This window comes from Haemophilus haemolyticus, assembly GCF_003351405.1.
Lineage (GTDB): Bacteria > Pseudomonadota > Gammaproteobacteria > Enterobacterales > Pasteurellaceae > Haemophilus > Haemophilus haemolyticus_N.
The window spans coordinates 1,625,980-1,643,517 of record NZ_CP031240.1 but is presented as its reverse complement, the minus strand read 5'-3'; the positions used below and the strand labels follow the sequence as shown (position 1 = coordinate 1,643,517).

The following is a 17,538-nucleotide window of genomic DNA, read 5'->3' as shown; positions in this document are numbered from 1 at the left end:
TTTGCAAAACTCGAACACCTAATCGGAGAAAAGATGAATTACCAAGACAACAGCTTAAAATCCTTAAAACTCGGTCAAAAAACGGAATACGCTTCTCAATATGACCGCACTTTATTACAGCCTGTGCCACGCGCGTTAAATCGCGATGGATTGGGCATTACCCAAAACCAGCCTTTTACCATTGGTGCCGATATTTGGACGGCTTATGAAATCTCGTGGCTCAACGAAAAAGGCTTACCGCAAGTGGCTATCGCAGATATTTATCTGGATTATCAAAGCCAAAATTTGATTGAATCAAAAAGTTTTAAACTTTATTTAAATAGCTTCAACCAAAGCAAATTTGCCGACTTCAATACCGTTCAACAAACCATGCAACGCGATTTAAGCGAATGTGCGCAAGGCGATGTAAAAGTGCGGTTAAATCCAGTGACAGTCTATGATTCTCAAAAAATTGATCATTTACAAGGTGATTGCATTGATGAACAAGATATTGAAATTACCAGCTACGAATTTAATGCTGATTGGCTGAAAGATTGCGTATCGGATGAAATTGTCGAAGAAAAATTAGTCAGTCATTTATTGAAATCTAACTGCCTCATTACCAATCAGCCAGACTGGGGCACCTTGCATATTCATTATGTTGGTAACAAAATCGATCACGAAAAATTATTGCGTTACGTTGTATCGTTCCGCCAACATAATGAATTCCACGAACAATGTGTCGAGCGTATTTTCTGTGATTTAATGCACTACGCTAAACCAGAAAAACTCACCGTTTACGCGCGCTATACCCGTCGTGGCGGATTAGACATTAATCCATTCCGTTCTAATTTTGAGAATTTACCTAAAAATTTAAGATTAGCGAGACAGTAAATATAAAAATCCCCTAATGGTGAGGGATACCTCGCCATTAAATTCATAACTATAAGAAATTTTTATCAAATTCTTCTTTTAATAACTCAAATAGTTCAATTTCTAGCGTATCTGCTATTTTACCCATTATATCTATTGATACAGCTCTCTCGCCTCTTTCAACTTCTCCGATATAAGTTCTACTAACACCAGCTGTTAAAGCCAATGTTTCTTGAGATATATCTTTCCAGCGACGAACCTTTCTCATATTTTTAGCAAAAATATAACGCTGTTTATGTGCTGATTGTTTTACATTATTCATTTTTTTAGTTTGTAAAATTCAGCAGCAAACAACAACAAACTAAAAACGAATAAAAGTTAACTATAATTGACTTTTATATTTACATAATATAGGATTTGACTATTAAAAACATCATTAATTATATAAGGAAAATAATTATGGCTTATAGATATGATCCAGATCTTGAATTTTTATCTAAATGTACAGATGAAGATCTTAATGATCTTGTGTATTGTTTAACACACGATAAAGATGGCAGTAAAAGACTAACTGAGGAATTAACATTAAGTGATTCATATAAAAAGCATTATCCTTATCATAATCTATATTGGGAAGAAATTGCCGCAGAAATTCAATGTTTTGGTGGAAATACTTTCGCAAATATGTTTCGAGGTGGTAAAGGAGTACTTTATAAAGAAGTACTCTGTGACGTATGCGATAAAATGAAAGTTAATTACAACAAAAATTCTCCTGTTGAGAGAATAGAAAATGGACTTATATCAAAAGTATTGGAAGATTCATTGGAAAAAATGTCTCCTGATGAAATCAGACGACTTGCTACTGAACTCGGAATCAAAAATACTCAAAACATTACTAAACAAGTCTTACTAGGTTCATTCCAAACTATTTTTAGAGCTGGTGGGTTTAAATCTTACCAATTAACTGTCATTGTCGTAAATGCAGTTTTAAAAGCATTAATTGGAAGAGGACTATCTTTTGCTGGAAATGCTGCAGCAACAAGAGTTTTTGCTGTATTAAGTGGACCTATTGGATGGGTAATTACTGGATTATGGACTGCATTTGATATTGCTGGCGCAGCATATCGAGTCACTATTCCCGCCGTTATACAAGTAGCTGCTTTAAGACAAAAAATATTATACGCTAATACAGCTGACGAAATTTCCTTAAAATAAACAGAAAAGTGCGGTGAAATTTCACCGCACTTTTCCCTACACTTGTTTCAAATCATTTGCCTGTTGCAATAGCTGACGGCTTTCTTTTAAGAATTGTTCTGAATAATCGCCGAACCAGTCACGCACCTTATGGAAAGCATCAATAAAACCTTGACGATCATTATTTTCAAAGAAAGATAAGGCTTCTTCGTAAGTTTGTTTTAGTGTTTCAATTACCGCTAAATTTTCTGGCTTATCCATAATAATATCTGCGTAAAGCTCTGCATCTTGCGCAAATAAACGACCGATCATCGCAAGTTCTAAGCGATAAATAGGGGAAGAAAGCGACAATAAATTAGCAAGATTAACGGGCTGTTTGGAAAGATGTAAACCATTTGCGAAAGTTGAAAAATGGCGCAAGGCTTGTATATAAGTCATATTGTGATCGTGTTCTGAGGCATCGGTTTGATAAACCTTTGCGCCCCAAATTTGAATTTGCTCAAGTAACCATTCGTAACGTTCAGGAAAACGGCCATCACAACGCACAACCACTTGTTTTGCCATACTTGCAATATCTGGCCCAAACATTGGATGTAAACCTAAAACAGCACCAGAATGGATTTCAAGCATTTTAGCTAGCGGTTCACGCTTAACAGAGGTTAAATCTGCAAGTAGCATGTTTTCCGTTAAATAAGGTTTTAAGCGTTCAATTGTTTCTAAGGTGAGATTAATAGGAACAGAAACGAGCACGACATCAGCATCCGCTAAAATACTTTCAGCCACCGCCCAATCTTCTCGATCTAAGATAGAAATTGGATAGCCAGATGCACGTAAATAGCGAGCAAATAAGCCACCTAATTTACCATAGCCACCCACAATAACAATTTTGTGAATATCAGAATTGATGGTTTTAAAGCCAAATTGATTTTCATTGGCATAGGATTCGCGCATAAAACGGCGTAGGACATCTTCAATCAGATCTGCTGAAATGCCTGCTTTTTCAGCCTCTAAACGACGCGCTTGGAGCATTGCTATTTCACGCTCTGGCGCATAAATAGGTAATCCATGTTGATGTTTAACTTTACCGACTTGAGAAACTAACTCAAGACGTTTAGCAAAAAGTTGGATAAATTCGCGATCAAGCGAATCAATTTCAGAACGTAAATCCTTAAGGGCTTCCATAAAACTCACCTGCAAAATTTAGTTTACATATATTGTAAAAAATTAATTACAGATGAGATTACTAGAATTTTATAGGAAAGGCAATTAAGTTATGCGGATTGCGTGATTAACCTTTGTGGACGAATAATATTCCCATCGATCAATGCCACGCCTAAGAATAAATTCTCCGCTGAAAATAACCGCACTTGACCGCTTAATTGCAGGTCATTAGCAAATTTCACTCGCTGACCAAAACCAATGGCTTTACTCTGCTCTACATCTAAATGCAAAGCGGGCAATTTACTTACTGCAGTATCGGTTGGCAATAATAGACGATCCAATTCACTTAATGGAAAACTTTCAGCAAGTAGTTGTAACTCATCGATTGGCATCATTTCTGCTACGGGGTAATCCGCTACAGCTGTACGGCGTAACATTGTCACATGCGCGCCACAACCTAGCACTTCACCCAAATCATCTACTAAGGTGCGAATATAAGTGCCTTTTGAACAATGTACTTCTAAGGTTAAATAAGGAGCGTTATATTCAATAAAATTAAGTTCAAAAATCGTAATTGGACGCGCCTCACGCTCAACCGTAATACCTTGTCGGGCATATTCATAAAGCGGTTTACCATTATGTTTTAGTGCAGAAAACATTGTCGGCACTTGCAAAATATCACCACGAAATTGTTCAAGAGCGGTCAAAATTTGCTGAGTTTCAACATGAACTTCACGAGTTTCCACTACTTGCCCTTCCGCATCGGAAGTATCGGTACGTTCGCCTAATTTTGCCGTAACAAGATAACGCTTATCTGCATCAAGCAAAAATTGTGAAAACTTAGTTACTTCACCCAAGCAAATCGGCAACATTCCCGTTGCCAAAGGATCGAGCGCGCCAGTATGCCCGGCTTTGTTCGCTTGAAATAAACGCTTTACCTTTTGCATGATGTCATTTGATGACATGCCTTGTGGCTTATCCAACAAAAACACACCATCAACATCACGCCAGCGTTTACGAGGTCTAGACATTAGTTGCTTTCCTCAACGTGTTTTTTCTCATCTTCACGCACAACATTTGTCACAAGATTTGACATACGCATCCCTTCCACTAAGGATTGATCGTAAATAAAGCGAATCTCTGGCACAATACGTAAACGCATCGCTTTGCCTAGTAATGAACGAATATAAGGCGATGCTTTTTCTAAGCCTTTCATGCCTTGCTCAATTGCCGTTTCATCGTGATCAAATAAAAAAGTCACGAAGATTTTTGCGTAAGATAAATCACTCGACACTTCCACATCAGAAACGGTCACCATCCCAATACGGGGATCTTTCACTTCGCGTTGTAAAATGACTGCTATTTCTTTTTGTATTTCTTGAGCGACGCGATCGCTACGTTTAAATTCTCTTGCCATAGTTATTCCTTATTTATAAAAGCGCCCCATTCTACTGGAAATCATTGAATTTAGCACGCAAAAATCCCTTTCAATCTAATACCGTTTTTCGATAAAATGACACCTGATAATTTGTTTGAATATTCAAACTTCCGATAAAAATCACTTTACAGAGGGCATAATTTATGCAAGCGAGACGAGACGAGACGAGACGACCAAGATTGTCGATGAAAATCACGCATTACAACAAGCATTTTTAAATGAATTAGATGAAAAACTTTGGGCATCTGCCGATAAGCTCCGCCAACAACTTGATGCCGCGAACTATAAACATATCGTTCTTGGTCTAATCTTCTTAAAATACATTTCTGATAGTTTCACCCATCAACAGGAAAAAATTCAGGCGGAACTCTCCACACCTGAAAATCCCCTCTATCTTGACCGCACTTTTTTTGATACTGAAGAAGAATATCAAGAAGCTTTAACCACAGAACTAGAAAACCGTGATTATTACACCGCGGATAACGTATTTTGGGTGCCAGTTTCTGCTCGTTGGCAAGCCTTACAAGAAGTCTCTATTCTCAACACTGGGGCAGAATTGCCTTGGGGTGGGAAATTTTCTGGCGTGGCCAAACTCATTGACGATGCCTTCGATGCCATTGAAAAAGACAACGAAAAACTCAAAGGCGTACTCCAACGCATCAGCGGTTATGCGGTAAACGAAGACACCCTGCGCGGGCTGATTATCCTCTTCTCCGATACCAACTTTACCCGTCCAACTTACAATGGCGAGCCCGTACATTTAGGCGCAAAAGACATTCTCGGTCACGTTTACGAATACTTCCTCGGTCGCTTTGCCCAAGCCGAAGGCAAACGCGGCGGACAATATTTCACGCCCAAATCCATCGTTTCCCTGATTGTCGAAATGCTCGAGCCATACTCCGGCCGCGTGTATGACCCGGCTATGGGCAGCGGCGGCTTTTTCGTGCAAACCGAACGCTTTATCACCGCCCATCAAGGCAACATCAACAACGTTTCCATCTACGGGCAAGAATTCAACCCCACCACCTGGAAACTCGCCGCCATGAACATGGCCATCCGCGGCATTGATTACGACTTCGGCAAACACAACGCCGACAGCTTCACGCAGCCGCAACACATCGACAAAAAGATGGATTTCATCATGGCAAACCCGCCATTCAACATCAGCGATTGGTGGAGCGAATCCCTTGCCGATGACCCACGTTGGGCATACGGCACGCCGCCCAAAGGCAACGCCAACTTCGCTTGGCTGCAACACATGATTTACCACCTCTCGCCCAACGGCAAAATGGCATTGTTGCTGGCCAACGGCTCCATGAGCAGCCAAACCAACAATGAAGGCGAAATCCGCAAAGCCATCATCAATGCCGACTTGGTCGAATGTATGGTTGCCCTGCCCGGCCAGCTCTTCACCAATACCCAAATCCCCGCCTGCATTTGGTTTTTAAACCGCAACAAAAAGCGCAAAGGCGAAGTATTGTTTATCGACGCCCGCCAAATCGGCTATATGAAAGACCGCGTATTGCGCGATTTCACCGCTGACGACATCGCAAAAATTGCCGACACCCTCCACGCTTGGCAAACATCAGACGGCTATGAAGACCAAGCCGCTTTCTGTAAATCCGCGACTTTAGAAGACATTGCGGGCTACGACTTCGTCCTCACACCGGGACGCTACGTCGGCACCGCAGAACAAGAAGACGACGGCGTACCATTTGCAGAAAAAATGCAAAATCTGACCGCGCTTTTGAAGGAACAATTTGCGAAAAGTGCGGAATTAGAAGCGGAGATTAAGAAGAATTTAGGGGGATTGGGATTTAATATGGAGATAGACAATGACTAAAGTAGCACTCGGTACTGTTATTGAATTTCTAAATAAAAGAAGAAAACCTCTAAGTTCTAAAGAAAGAGAAAATAAAAAAGGGGTTTATCCTTATTATGGTGCTTCTGATATTGTTGACTATATTGATGAATTCATTTTTGATGGTAGATATTTATTAATTTCAGAAGATGGTGAGAATCTAAAAACAAGAAAGACACCAATAGCTTTTATTGCAGAAGGAAAATTCTGGGTAAATAATCATGCTCATATTGTAGAAGGCAAAGATGATGAAACAATTGATTATCTTAAATTTTACTTTTCTCAGTTTAATTTATTACCATTTTTAACTGGTGCGGTTCAACCTAAATTAAGTAAAGGTGTATTAGAAAAAATAGAGATAGATTTTCCTACATATGAAAAAAGAAAATTTATTAATAAACAATTGAAAGATCTTGAAAATAAAATACAACTCAACACCCAAATCAACCAAACCTTGGAACAAATCGCCCAAGCCCTGTTTAAAAGCTGGTTTGTCGATTTCGATCCCGTACGTGCTAAAGTCCAAGCCCTTTCAGACGGCCTTAGCCTTGAACAAGCGGAGCTGGCAGCCATGCAGGCTATCAGCGGAAAAACACCCGAAGAACTGACCGCACTTTCACAAACACAGCCTGACCGCTACGCCGAACTAGCCGAAACCGCCAAAGCGTTTCCGTGTGAGATGGTGGAAGTTGATGGGGGGAAAGTGCCGAAGGGGTGGGAGGTTAAGCGGATTGAGGAAGTTATCAAAAAAATCCCTGTGGGTAAAAAATACAGCTCAAAAACTGCATTTTCCGAAGGTTTGGTACCTATTTTGGATCAAGGAAGATCGGGCGTTATTGGTTATCACAATGATGAACCAGGCGTAAAAGCAAGCATTGAAGATCCAATTATTGTATTTGCCAACCACACTTGCTATATGCGTTTAATTTCTTACGATTTTAGTGCTATTCAAAATGTATTTGCTTTTAAAGGAAAAGAATGCGATGTATTCTGGGTTTATCTTGCCACACTAGGAAAGCAAGGGTTTGTAGAGTACAAAGGACATTTCCCTGATTTTTTAATTAAGGAAATTATTGTTCCACCAAAAGAATTAACAGCACTATTTGGAAAATATGTAAAAGAGAGTTTCTCAAAAATTTTCATTAACGATAGAGAGAATTCTAGTTTAGCTAAAATTAGAGATTTATTATTACCTAAATTATTAAGTGGGGATGTTTAAAATGGCTAGAGGTAAACCTTGCTACTTAAAAAGGCGTAACGTTATATATCCAACTAAAACTGCATTTCTTCAGCGAATGAAAGAAATTAGAAATTCCCATATTTCTGATGAAAAATGCTATATTAATAATCTTGAATATGTTGCAGATTTAAAGGATTTTTTAGAAGATTTTTATCCTGATGTAGAAAGAATCCTATCAACACATGATATTGATAACTGTAAATTCTTTGTTCAAAAATCACCTAATTACTCTACACCTTGCATTTATATTGAATCTAATGGAGTAGCTGATGATTTTTCTACAAACAAATTTAATCCACCTTCTGAAAAAGCGAAATTTTCTCAAGCTTGTTCTTATATTTTAATACCTAAGAAACGGGAAATAAAAAGACAAAAATTCAAAGAATCGGATTTAATTGGTGATCTAAATAATTATGAATTAATTCATCAGAATCCCTTTTGGGGAGAAATCGTTGACCAATTTATTCTTAAAAAGAATTTATCAGAAATATTAGGTGATGTTATTTCTGATGATACCCAAGGAAATAATGCCCCAGTATTCAAAGATGAATACTCAAATCTAAATCAAGAATTCTTAGATTTCTATGATTCTCTTGATTTGAAGTATGAATTAAAAGGCTGATTTCGCTTCGGCCAACTCTCCCCTATCCCCTCTTTGCTAAAGAGGGGGATTATTTGGAAGGTTTGTTGACTGCAAGCGGTCGAATTTACAGAAAAATTTGCCAATGAAAAATATATAAATCCAAATTAAGCCCGATACTATTTTCCTCTTTTGTAAAAGGGATATTTAAAACCAATACACTAAGGAGCTTATCATGCTCAACGAAAACGACATCGAACAACTCACCCTTCAACGCCTGCAATCCCTCGGTTGGGAGTATCGCTACGGTAAAGACTTGCCTGTTCATGAGGGCGAGTTTGCCCGTGGCGATTTGAGCGGCGTAGTCTTTGTTGAGCAACTGCGTGAGGCAGTGCGTAAGCTTAATCCGCAGCTGCCTGAAAGTGCGGTGGATTCTGTGGTCAAATCTGCAACGAAAAGCGATATTGGCGACTTGGTGGTGCGTAATCAGGCGTTTTATAAACTGTTGCGTGATGGCGTGCGGGTGGAATATCAGGCTGACGGCGAGCAAAAAATCGAGATGGCGCGCCTGGTGGATTTTGAGCATTGGGAAAACAACCGTTTTGTTGCCGTCAATCAGCTGGAAATCCGTAGCCGTAAAGGGGGCAAGCGGATTCCTGATATTATCGGCTTTGTGAATGGCCTGCCCTTGGTGGTATTTGAGCTAAAAAATCCGTTGCGTGAATCGGCGGATTTGTTGCAGGCATTTAATCAGTTTGAAACCTATAAAGATGAGATTGCCGAGCTGTTTGTTTACAACCAAACCCTGATTATTTCAGACGGCATTGCCGCGCGTTTGGGCTCGCTTTCGGCAGATTTCCAACGCTTTACGCCGTGGAAAGTGGTCGATGAAAAAAATCAAAGCGCGCGCTTATATTTTGATGATGAATTGCAAAGCCTGCTCAGTGGCTTGCTGAAACCTGAGGATTTATTGGACTATATCCGCTATTTCGTCTTATTTGAGCGGGACTCTAGTGGTAAAACCATTAAAAAAATCGCGGCATACCATCAATATTACGGCGTAAATGAAGCGGTAGATTCCACGCTTTTTGCGACTTCGGAAAAAGGCGACCGCCGCATTGGCGTGATGTGGCATACGCAGGGTTCGGGTAAATCGATTTCCATGTTGTTTTATGCCGGCAAACTGCTTGCGCAGCCTGAATTGAAAAATCCGACAATTGTGGTGGTCACCGACCGCAACGATTTGGACGGTCAGCTTTTCCAAACTTTTTCTTCAGGCAAAGATTTAATCAAACAAACACCGCAACAAGTAGAAGACCGCGATCAACTGCGCCAACTGCTCGCGCAAAATGAAGTCGGCGGCGTGTTTTTTACCACGATTCAAAAATTCGCCCTAAATGAGGAAGAAAGCCGCTTCCCTGTTTTAAATGAGCGCAGCAATATTATTGTAATCAGCGATGAGGCTCACCGCAGTCAATATGGCTTTACGCAAAAATTGCATAAAGGCAAATTTCAGGCAGGCTACGCCCGCCATTTGCGCGATGCGTTGCCTAATGCTTCGTTTATCGGTTTTACCGGTACGCCGATTAGCCTAGAAGATAAGGACACGCAAGATGTATTCGGGCGTTATGTGTCGATTTATGATTTACAAGATGCGGTGGAAGATGGCGCAACCGTGCCGATTGTGTATGAAGCGCGCCAAATCCGCTTAAACGAAAAAGAACACGATGAGCTATTCAAAGAAATTGATGATTTGCTGGAAGAGGAGCAATCCCCTGCCCTGCGTTTGCAGGAAAAATTGCTGGGTTCGCAAGCCCGCCTGGCTGATTTAGCCGCGGATTTTGTGCAGCATTTCGCCAAACGCAATGAAGTCGTCGACAGCAAAGCGATGATGGTGGTTTCCAGTCGTCAGATTTGCGTGGATTTATACAATGAAATCATCAAACTGCGCCCAGAATGGCATTCGGACAATATTAACGAAGGGGCGATTAAAATTGTCATGACAGGTTATGCTTCCGATGCGCCTGAAATGCAGAAACACGTTTACAGTAAACAAGAAAAACAAACGCTTGAACGCCGCTTTAAAGACCCGAACGATCCGCTGAAGGTGGTGATTGTGCGCGATATGTGGCTGACAGGCTTTGATGCTCCTTGCTGTAATACGATGTATATCGACAAGCCGATGCAAGGACACAACCTGATGCAGGCTATTGCCCGAGTAAACCGTGTATTCCGCAATAAAAGCCGAGAAAACGGTGGCTTGATTGTGGATTATGTAGGCATTGCTGACGAACTCAAAAAAGCCACCCGGCAATACACCAATTCACAAGGCAAGGGCAAGCTGACGGATAGCGTGATTGATGTGTTCTTTAAAATGAAAGAGCATTTAGAGTTTGTGCGCAGCCTGTTTGCAACGCTGGTTGAAGGGAAAACGTTTGATGTTCAAGCCGCCTTAGAGAAGGACGAAGCACATGAATTACTGATGGCGATTCGTTTTGCCGCCAACCATATTTTAAGTCTCGATCAATTGCCTTTTGATGGCAAAGCGCACGAGCAACATTGGTTTAATAAAAAGGAAACCGAACCACGCAAAAAAGCTTTTTTGAAAGCGGCGGGTTTGGTAAAAAAAGGCTATATGCTATGCGGCACATTGGCTGAAGTTGAGCCGTATAACCAAGAAATCGCCTTTTATGATGCCGTACGGGCAATTTTAACTAAACGTGAACAAAAAGGCACCGGCACAAATGAAAGACAGATTTTATTGAAAAAATTGGTTAATCAAACTGTGTATTCTGAAGGCGTGATTGATTTATTCGATCTGCTAGAAAAACCACAACCACAAATCAGTTTGCTTTCCGAAGAATTTTTACAAACTGTTAAAAATAGCCCAACTAAAAATTTATGGGTTACGGCAATGGAACGTTATTTAGCAAGTGAAATTAAAGTTAAATCAGGCACAAACTTAACCTTACAAAAAGATTTTGAACAGCGTTTGAAGGAAGCATTGAATCAATACCACAACCATAATTTGGGCGTATTAGAGATTTTGGAGGAACTCTTTAAAATGAGCCAAGATTTCCAAGAACGTTTAGCTTTAGGGAAAAAGTTAGGATTAACCAAGGAAGAACTTGCTTTCTATGAAGCCCTATCTCAAAATCAAAGTGCAAAAGATTTGATGGGCGATGAAGTGCTTTCTAAACTGGCGAAAGAAATCACGGAAACACTTAGAAAATCGGTCACAATCGACTGGCAGTACAAAGAAGCGGTGCGAGCAAAAATGCGTATTCTCGTTAAACGCGCCCTACAACGCTACAAATACCCACCCGATAAACAGGAAGAAGCGGTAACTTATGTGATTAAACAAGCTGAAGAAATTGCAGAGGATTTAACTGGTTTATAATTTTATGCGGTTTATGTAATAACAAAAATGGCGGTTAAAAACCAGATGATTTTTAACCGCCCTTTTTTTGTTAAAGGTTAGATTGAACGTTTAACTTCAACCACTTCAAATACCTCGATTTGGTCGCCGACTTTTACATCGTTGTAGTTTTTCACGCCGATACCACATTCCATACCGTTACGAACTTCAGATACATCGTCTTTGAAACGGCGAAGAGATTCTAATTCCCCTTCAAAGATAACGACGTTGTCACGTAATACACGGATTGGGTTGTTACGTTTCACTACTCCTTCGGTCACCATACAACCTGCGATTGCACCAAATTTCGGATGACGGAATACGTCACGAACTTCAGCTAAGCCAATAATTTCTTGTTTAAATTCAGGCTCTAACATACCGCTCATTGCTGCTTTAATTTCATTCAACAATTCATAGATGATTGAGTAGTAACGTAAATCAATGTTTTCCGCTTCAATGACACGACGCGCAGATGCATCAGCACGAACGTTAAAGCCAACAATAATGGCATTAGATGCTGCCGCTAAAGTTGCATCAGTTTCAGTAATACCACCTACACCAGAACCAACAACTTTAACTTTTACTTCATTGGTAGAAAGTTCATTTAACGCTTGAACAATCGCTTCTACTGAGCCTTGTACGTCCGCTTTCACAATGACGTTCAATTCAGCCACATCGCCTTCAGACATATTGCTAAACATATTTTCAAGTTTCGCTTTTTGCTGACGAGCTAATTTCACTTCACGGAATTTACCTTGACGATATAACGCTACTTCACGTGCTTTTTTCTCATCACGTACAACGGTTGCTTCATCACCTGCTGCCGGCACGCCTGAAAGACCTAATAATTCAACTGGAATTGAAGGACCTGCTTCATCCACTTCTTTTCCGTTTTCATCACGCATTGCGCGCACACGGCCGTATTCAAAACCACAAAGTACGATGTCACCTTTATGTAATGTACCTGATTGAACCAAGATAGTTGCCACAGGGCCACGACCTTTATCCAAGTAAGATTCAATGACTACACCACTTGCCATGCCGTCTTTTACAGCGGTCAATTCAAGTACTTCAGATTGAAGTAAGATTGCATCTAATAACTCATCAACCCCTGTACCTTTCTTCGCTGATACTGGAACGAATTGCACATCACCACCGAATTTTTCAGAAATGACATCGTGTTGTAATAATTCTTGCTCAACACGGTCTGGATTGGCTTCTGGTTTATCGATTTTATTTACTGCAACCACTAAAGGTGCACCCGCTGCTTTTGCGTGTTGAATTGCTTCGATAGTTTGAGGCATCACACCATCATCGGCAGCAACAACAAGAACAACGATATCTGTTGCTTTTGCACCGCGTGCACGCATAGAAGTAAACGCGGCGTGCCCCGGAGTATCCAAGAAGGTGATCATTTTGCCATCATCCATTTCTACGTGATACGCACCGATATGTTGGGTAATACCACCCGCTTCACCTGCAGCCACTTTCGCTTTACGAATATAGTCAAGTAAAGAGGTTTTACCATGGTCAACGTGACCCATGATGGTTACAACTGGTGCACGCGTTACTTTTTCTGCGTTTACATCGCGATCACCTAATACCGCTTCTTCAAGCTCATTTTCATTGCGAAGAATCACTTTATGACCAAGTTCTTCTGCTACTAATTGAGCGGTTTCTTGGTCGATAACTTGGTTAATAGTAACCATTTCGCCCATCTTCATCATCGTTTTGATGATTTCAGTCGCTTTTACAGCCATCTTATTCGCTAATTCAGCAACGGTGATGGTTTCACCAATGACAACATCTGCTTTTACAGCTTGAACTGGTTTAGTAAAGGCTTGTTGAAGTGCGGCACCTTTTTTGCCGTTTTTACCTTTACCAAACTTAGCATCTTTTTGATTTTTACGATTAGATTCGCGCTCGTTTTTCGAGTTTTTGCTATTTTCATCGTCGCGACCGCCTTTTTTCGCTTTCGCTACTTTATTTTTGCCACGGCCACGATTTTCGTTACGGCGATCTTCTTCATCTTCTGCTTCAAGTGCATATCTTGAACTTAAGTTGTAATCAGAATAGTCTTCTGAAGAAGATTCATTGTCTGAATCATCTGCTTCTGCATAACGTTTCGCTTCTTCTGCTGCACGGCGGGCTTGTTCTTCTGCTTTTTGACGAGCTAATTCTTCAGCCTTACGACGAAGTTCTGCTTCTTCTGCTTTACGTTTCTCTTTTTCAGGATCAACAGATTTAACTTTAGAATCTACCGTACTTTTTGCTGGCTTAGCTGTTTCTACTTTCGCTTTTTCAGCTTTTGCTTTTTCATCAGCTTCTTTCTTAGCTGCTGCTTTTTCAGCTTCTAAACGAGCTTTTTCTTCTGCCGCTTTTTGTTCAGCGATTTTTTTCGCTTCCGCTTCTTGCTGTGCTTTTAATTTTGCTTCTTCTTGTTGAGCAATATCAGTTTTTACTGTGCGTTTTTTACGTACTTCTACTTGTACTTCTTTGCTTTTACCGCCAGTTGTGGTACTGCTAACTGTTGTTTTTGTTCTGCGTTGAATGCTTAATTTTTTTGGCGCATCAGCCTTAACATCTTCAGTCATTACTGCTCTCCTTATTCTTCGCCAAACCAACAGATATTACGTGCAGCCATAATTAAATCTGCTGCCTGTTCTGCTGTTAATTCTTCAATATCTGCTAAATCATCTACACCCTGTTCGGCGAGTTCTTCGAGAGTAGTAATTTGTTTTTCAGCTAATTTGAATGCTACATGGCGATTCATACCATCTAAATTCAATAAGCGATCTTCAAGATTTGCTTTTTTCAATGCTTCTTCTTCAGCTACTACTGCGGCTGTAATCGCATTTTTAGCTCGAGTTTGAAGCTCTTCGACAAGATCTTCATCTTCTAAACCATCAATTGCTGTCAATTCATTCATTGGCACATAAGCAATTTCTTCTAAACTTGTGAAGCCTTCTTCTACAAGGATTTGTGCAAATTCTTCATCAAGTTCTAATGCGTTAATAAATAAATTTAACACTTTGTTATCTTCTGCTTGATGTTTTGCATTTAAATCATCAGTAGTCATTACGTTTAGTGTCCAACCTGTTAATTGTGTTGCTAAACGCACGTTTTGACCATTACGACCAATTGCTTGCGCAAGATTAGCTGCTTCAACTGCAATATCCATAGAATGGTTATCTTCATCAACAATGATAGAAGACACATCAGCTGGTGCCATTGCATTGATCACAAATTGTGCTGGATTATCATCCCAAAGCACGATATCTACGCGCTCACCACCAAGTTCATTGGTAATGGCTTGAACACGCGCACCACGCATACCCACACAAGCACCAACTGGATCAATTCTCTTATCGTTTGATTTCACTGCAATTTTAGCGCGAGAGCCAGGATCACGAGCTGCACCACGAATTTCAATCATTTCTTCGCCAATTTCAGGCACTTCAATACGGAATAATTCGATCAACATTTCTGGTTTAGAACGTGTCACAAATAATTGTGCAGTTTTGCCTTCAGGATTTACTTTATAAAGCACACCACGAACACGGTCACCTGGTCGGAAATTTTCACGTGGCAACATGTCTTCACGAGCAATCATCGCTTCAGCTTTATTGCCAAGATCTAAGATGATGCTGTCACGACTTACTTTTTTCACAGTACCTGTGACAATTTTGCCTTCTTCAGCACGGAACTGTTCTACAACTTTTGCACGCTCAGCTTCACGGATTTTGGTGCTAATTACTTGGCGTACAGTTTGCATTGCAATACGGTCAAATGCGATAGATTCGATTTGATCTTCTACATAATCGCCTAGTTGAAGATTTGGATCTTCAAATTGTGCCGCTTCTAAAGTGATTTCTTTCGTTGGCACTTTAACTTCATCAACGATTAACCAACGACGGAAAGTATCAAAATCACCTGTTTTTGGGTTGATTGATACACGAATATCAGTTTCGTATTCATATTTTTTCTTGGTAGAAAGCGCAATTGCACTTTCTAACGCTTCAAAAATTTTCTCACGTGGTAATAACTTTTCATTGGATACGGCTTCTGCCGCCAGTAAAATCTCTTTACTCATTTTTTCTTTTGCTCCTTTTAAAATTTTGCAACAACATTCGCTTTTTGAATGTTACCAAAGACTAAAACTTGTTCCTGTCCATCAACGATTAAAATAACCATATCGTTTTCAATACGCTCTAACTTACCTTGCCATTTACGGCGTTCCATCACCGGAATTCGTAAATGCACTGAGATATCTTGCCCAATATAGCGTTCAAATTGCGGTAAGGTAAATAGAGGACGATCTAAACCTGGTGACGACACCTCTAGATTGTATTTATCCGCAATTGGATCTTCCACGTCTAAAATTGCGCTCACTTGACGACTTACATCAGCACAATCATCAACAGTTACGCCACCTTCTTTATCAATAAACAAACGCACAGTCATAAAACGGCCTGCGCGTTGACATTCAATGCCCCAAAGTTCACAACCTAAATCCTCTACTGCACCTTGTAGCATTTCTTGTAAATTTTGTTCTAATGTAGCCAATTTCTACTCCTATACTGTAGTGTCAGTTTTTAGTCAAAATTACTTCTTTTGATTAATCTAAAAACTTCTACAAAAAATTTTAGGCATAAAAAAAGGGTTAGGTTCACAGGAACCTAAGCCCAGTTTTTATTAAATTTCTTATAGAAAAAAACCCCAAAACTGGGGTTCTTTTACTGAACTTATTATTGGTTGCGGGGGCCGGATTTGAACCGACGGCCTTCGGGTTATGAGCCCGACGAGCTACCAAGCTGCTCCACCCCGCGTCCGAAATATGGGATGCATTATAGTGATAAAAATTTAAAATGCAAGAAGTTTTACAAGTTCCTTAAAAACTTTACTAAAACTTACCGCACTTTCCATCATCACTAGAATCGAATACCAGAGCCAATCCCTAGTCCTAATCCAACGCCGTTACTTCCGCCACCAGCGCTGACGCCACCACCTACAGTACAAGCAGCTAATATGCTTGATAATACAATAATAAAAAGTGTTTTCTTCATCATTTTTCCTTTATTAATAAAATCTCAAATAAGCGATAAACTGCTATTAAGTCTGTCTTTGCAATAGGTTTAAAAGGTAACAAAAGATAGTAAATCCAGCGAAAACGCTTCAAGTAGACAATCATATTATGCCAATTTTGTACCTCACAATGTGCTTTATAATACAATGCTACTTTTTGAATAAAATCGTCTGAAATATCTTCTTCTCGACATAAGCTATTAAAGAAAAATAGCATATCTCGAACGATTAACCAATTTTGATTTTGACTACTTGAACGAGATTCAAAATCAAGAAAAGTAACTTTTCCCTTATCCCAAGTAATATCTCGAATAGCAGGACGACCATGCACCAGATTTTTAGTATGTAAATCAATCAAAGCGAGACAAGCGTCATAAATAATCGAAAATTTTTGCTGATCATCTATCTTCTTATCACATAGCCATTGTGATACAGTGGCTCCCGCATCTTCCAAAACAAAAAAATCCTCATCATGATAAGAGACTATTGGAACAGGTGCATTTTTTTCAGCAAGATTTAACAAAGTTTGTAGTTCATTTTTAAAAGATTGCTTCGGATACGGTTTCAATAATAACCAAATCCCTTTCAATTTTTCAGGTTGCTTCAACCAAAATTTCTTGCCTTCATATTGAAAAGGATAAATTCTTTCATCACGATGTGCTATAACTAATTGATTAACATATTCTTTAAATTCAGGGCTCATTACTAC

Annotated in this window: 15 protein-coding genes and 1 tRNA gene; 6 read left to right on the top strand and 10 right to left on the bottom strand. The window is 39.8% G+C overall.

The window, feature by feature from the left end:
* Positions 1–33: 33 nt before the first annotated feature.
* Positions 34–873, top strand: coding sequence for an NADPH-dependent 7-cyano-7-deazaguanine reductase QueF (gene queF / locus DV427_RS08185; protein WP_114891973.1), 840 nt, complete (start codon positions 34–36; stop codon positions 871–873).
* A gap of 49 nt (positions 874–922) precedes the next feature.
* On the opposite strand, the gene DV427_RS08180 is transcribed toward queF, so the two are convergent.
* The gene (locus DV427_RS08180) at positions 923–1,174 is read right to left on the bottom strand and encodes a helix-turn-helix domain-containing protein (protein WP_053465139.1); all 252 of its coding nucleotides are present in this window, start codon (positions 1,172–1,174) and stop codon (positions 923–925) included.
* 137 nt (positions 1,175–1,311) lie between these two features.
* On the opposite strand from DV427_RS08180, the gene DV427_RS08175 reads away from it, so the two are divergent.
* Positions 1,312–2,067 (top strand): YaaW family protein, encoded by a 756-nt coding sequence (locus DV427_RS08175; protein ID WP_114891972.1) that lies wholly within the window; start codon positions 1,312–1,314, stop codon positions 2,065–2,067.
* Between the two features lie 36 nt (positions 2,068–2,103).
* Here DV427_RS08175 and tyrA read toward each other — a convergent pair whose 3' ends face one another.
* The 3 genes from tyrA to rbfA form a co-directional block, all read right to left on the bottom strand.
* Positions 2,104–3,228 carry a bifunctional chorismate mutase/prephenate dehydrogenase gene (tyrA, locus tag DV427_RS08170; RefSeq protein WP_162790293.1) on the bottom strand — a complete coding sequence of 375 codons (1,125 nt, stop codon included), beginning with the start codon at positions 3,226–3,228 and terminating at the stop codon, positions 2,104–2,106.
* Positions 3,229–3,317: 89 nt separating this feature from the next.
* Entirely contained in the window at positions 3,318–4,238 is a 921-nt protein-coding gene (gene truB / locus DV427_RS08165) for a tRNA pseudouridine(55) synthase TruB (protein ID WP_114891971.1), read from the bottom strand.
* On the bottom strand, positions 4,238–4,624 hold the full coding sequence (gene rbfA / locus DV427_RS08160; protein ID WP_005628626.1) for a 30S ribosome-binding factor RbfA: 387 nt from the start codon (positions 4,622–4,624) through the stop codon (positions 4,238–4,240). Before rbfA ends, truB begins: the two co-directional genes overlap by 1 nt.
* 115 nt (positions 4,625–4,739) lie before the next feature.
* Between rbfA and DV427_RS08155 the strand changes: the two genes are divergently transcribed.
* The 4 genes from DV427_RS08155 (at position 4,740) to DV427_RS08135 (ending at position 11,726) form a co-directional block, all read left to right on the top strand.
* Entirely contained in the window at positions 4,740–6,488 is a 1,749-nt protein-coding gene (locus DV427_RS08155; RefSeq protein ID WP_114891970.1) for a class I SAM-dependent DNA methyltransferase, read from the top strand.
* A complete protein-coding gene (locus DV427_RS08150; protein WP_114891969.1) occupies positions 6,481–7,725 on the top strand; it encodes a restriction endonuclease subunit S in 1,245 nt (414 codons plus the stop codon). Before DV427_RS08155 ends, DV427_RS08150 begins: the two co-directional genes overlap by 8 nt.
* Before the next feature lies 1 nt (position 7,726).
* Positions 7,727–8,368 carry a hypothetical protein gene (locus DV427_RS08145; protein WP_114891968.1) on the top strand — a complete coding sequence of 214 codons (642 nt, stop codon included), beginning with the start codon at positions 7,727–7,729 and terminating at the stop codon, positions 8,366–8,368.
* A 193-nt stretch (positions 8,369–8,561) separates the two neighbouring features.
* The gene (locus DV427_RS08135; RefSeq protein ID WP_114891966.1) at positions 8,562–11,726 is read left to right on the top strand and encodes a type I restriction endonuclease subunit R; all 3,165 of its coding nucleotides are present in this window, start codon (positions 8,562–8,564) and stop codon (positions 11,724–11,726) included.
* 77 nt (positions 11,727–11,803) lie between these two features.
* Here DV427_RS08135 and infB read toward each other — a convergent pair whose 3' ends face one another.
* From infB to DV427_RS08105, 6 genes are all read right to left on the bottom strand, one after another.
* Positions 11,804–14,338, bottom strand: coding sequence for a translation initiation factor IF-2 (infB, locus tag DV427_RS08130; RefSeq protein ID WP_114891965.1), 2,535 nt, complete (start codon positions 14,336–14,338; stop codon positions 11,804–11,806).
* 11 nt (positions 14,339–14,349) lie between these two features.
* Positions 14,350–15,837: a transcription termination factor NusA gene (gene nusA, locus DV427_RS08125; RefSeq protein ID WP_046940147.1), complete on the bottom strand. Its 1,488-nt coding sequence runs from the start codon at positions 15,835–15,837 to the stop codon at positions 14,350–14,352.
* Positions 15,838–15,854: 17 nt separating this feature from the next.
* Positions 15,855–16,310 (bottom strand): ribosome maturation factor RimP, encoded by a 456-nt coding sequence (rimP, locus tag DV427_RS08120; protein ID WP_114891964.1) that lies wholly within the window; start codon positions 16,308–16,310, stop codon positions 15,855–15,857.
* Between the two features lie 186 nt (positions 16,311–16,496).
* A tRNA-Met gene (locus DV427_RS08115) sits at positions 16,497–16,573 on the bottom strand.
* A gap of 102 nt (positions 16,574–16,675) precedes the next feature.
* Positions 16,676–16,810: a hypothetical protein gene (locus tag DV427_RS09620; protein ID WP_032803432.1), complete on the bottom strand. Its 135-nt coding sequence runs from the start codon at positions 16,808–16,810 to the stop codon at positions 16,676–16,678.
* A complete protein-coding gene (locus DV427_RS08105) occupies positions 16,810–17,532 on the bottom strand; it encodes a BUD32 family EKC/KEOPS complex subunit (RefSeq protein WP_114891963.1) in 723 nt (240 codons plus the stop codon). Before DV427_RS08105 ends, DV427_RS09620 begins: the two co-directional genes overlap by 1 nt.
* Between the last annotated feature and the right edge of the window lie 6 nt (positions 17,533–17,538).

Bases quoted from the DNA above. Each gene is read 5' to 3' on its own strand.
- queF (WP_114891973.1), top strand. From the start codon at position 34: ATGAATTACCAAGACAACAGCTTAAAATCCTTAAAACTCGGTCAAAAA.
- DV427_RS08180 (WP_053465139.1), bottom strand. From the start codon at position 1,174: ATGAATAATGTAAAACAATCAGCACATAAACAGCGTTATATTTTTGCT.
- DV427_RS08175 (WP_114891972.1), top strand. From the start codon at position 1,312: ATGGCTTATAGATATGATCCAGATCTTGAATTTTTATCTAAATGTACA.
- tyrA (WP_162790293.1), bottom strand. From the start codon at position 3,228: ATGGAAGCCCTTAAGGATTTACGTTCTGAAATTGATTCGCTTGATCGC.
- truB (WP_114891971.1), bottom strand. From the start codon at position 4,238: ATGTCTAGACCTCGTAAACGCTGGCGTGATGTTGATGGTGTGTTTTTG.
- rbfA (WP_005628626.1), bottom strand. From the start codon at position 4,624: ATGGCAAGAGAATTTAAACGTAGCGATCGCGTCGCTCAAGAAATACAA.
- DV427_RS08150 (WP_114891969.1), top strand. From the start codon at position 6,481: ATGACTAAAGTAGCACTCGGTACTGTTATTGAATTTCTAAATAAAAGA.
- DV427_RS08145 (WP_114891968.1), top strand. From the start codon at position 7,727: ATGGCTAGAGGTAAACCTTGCTACTTAAAAAGGCGTAACGTTATATAT.
- DV427_RS08135 (WP_114891966.1), top strand. From the start codon at position 8,562: ATGCTCAACGAAAACGACATCGAACAACTCACCCTTCAACGCCTGCAA.
- infB (WP_114891965.1), bottom strand. From the start codon at position 14,338: ATGACTGAAGATGTTAAGGCTGATGCGCCAAAAAAATTAAGCATTCAA.
- nusA (WP_046940147.1), bottom strand. From the start codon at position 15,837: ATGAGTAAAGAGATTTTACTGGCGGCAGAAGCCGTATCCAATGAAAAG.
- DV427_RS09620 (WP_032803432.1), bottom strand. From the start codon at position 16,810: ATGAAGAAAACACTTTTTATTATTGTATTATCAAGCATATTAGCTGCT.
- DV427_RS08105 (WP_114891963.1), bottom strand. From the start codon at position 17,532: ATGAGCCCTGAATTTAAAGAATATGTTAATCAATTAGTTATAGCACAT.